Source organism: Kitasatospora sp. NPDC057542 (assembly GCF_042801945.1).
GTDB lineage: Bacteria > Actinomycetota > Actinomycetes > Streptomycetales > Streptomycetaceae > Kitasatospora.
Genome location: NZ_JBHVFE010000855.1, coordinates 1 through 1,150 on the forward strand (window position 1 = coordinate 1; position 1,150 = coordinate 1,150).

Genomic DNA, 1,150 nt, shown 5'->3' on the forward strand with positions numbered 1-1,150 from the left:
GGGCCAGCAGCACGCCCGTCGCAACGCGTGGGCGGCGGTGTGCGAGAACCGCCGGTACGCGGCGGACCGTCGGCACGACGACGCGGCGGCGGGGTCGGGGGCGGCAGGAGTGGCGGGGGCGGTGAGCCGACCGGTACGGCGATGAGGCGCCGGCGTCGCTCTGCGCGACGGCCGCACGGCTCCGGCGTCGCTGTGCGCGACGGCGTGCGGGTGCACGGGTCACGGTTGGGGCGAACGGGTACCCGGGCTTGGATATCCCGCACCCGTGCCACGTACCATGAGCGTTATGGCGAGGGAAACATCCGAGAACCCCGGACGGCTGAAGCAGATCCGTCTGGCGTACACCATGACCAAGAAGGTCGACACCAAGATCGGCCTGATCATCGCCGGCGTCGGCCTGCTGACCTTCGGCGTGTTCCTCGCCATCGGCTTCGCGATCGAGCACCCTGTCTACCTGGGCATCCTGGGCTTCATCGTGGCCGTGCTGGCCATGGCGATCGTCTTCGGGCGCCGGGCCGAGCGCGCCGCGTTCGGGCAGATGGAGGGCCAGCCGGGCGCCGTCGCGGCGGTGCTGAACAACATCCGGCGCGGCTGGAGCTCCAGCACCACCCCGGTCGCGGTCACCCGTAACCAGGACGCGGTCTACCGTGCCGTGGGCCGGGCCGGCATCGCGCTGATCGGCGAGGGCAACCCGAACCGGGTTCGCCAGCTGCTGGCCTCCGAGAAGAAGAAGATGGCCCGCGTGGTCGGCGACGTGCCGGTGCACGACATCGTGGTGGGCAACGGCGAGGGCGAGATCCCGCTGAAGAAGCTCCAGATCCACCTGATGCGCCTGCCCCGCGCCATCACCGCCGCCCAGGTCACCGAGACCAACGACCGCCTGCGCGCGCTGGGCGACCTGCTCTCCAAGGCGCCGATCCCCAAGGGCCCGATGCCGAAGGGCGCCCGGATGCCCAAGGGCGGCCAGGTCCGCTGACCCCCCTCCCCTGACGCTGTCTCTTATACACGAGCGAGACGTTCTTCAGGTTGTGCTCGCGCGCGCCACGGACGATGAGACGGTCGGCCACGCCGGTCCGCACCTTTCTGGAGAGAAGTGGGGGAACTGAGCCCCTGTCCCAGGGTATGGGGGGCGCCACAGCGATGTACGAAG

At 70.6% G+C, this 1,150-nt stretch carries 1 protein-coding gene; it reads left to right on the forward strand.

Annotated elements, in window-relative coordinates; translation table 11 throughout:
- Positions 1 to 277: 277 nt before the first annotated feature.
- The gene (locus tag ACFU7Y_RS44105) at positions 278 to 976 is read left to right on the forward strand and encodes a DUF4191 domain-containing protein (protein WP_374120089.1); all 699 of its coding nucleotides are present in this window, start codon (positions 278 to 280) and stop codon (positions 974 to 976) included.
- The last annotated feature ends 174 nt before the right edge of the window (positions 977 to 1,150 follow it).

Excerpts from the sequence above, each read along its gene's own strand:
- ACFU7Y_RS44105 (WP_374120089.1), top strand. The coding sequence starts at position 278 with ATGAGCGTTATGGCGAGGGAAACATCCGAGAACCCCGGACGGCTGAAG.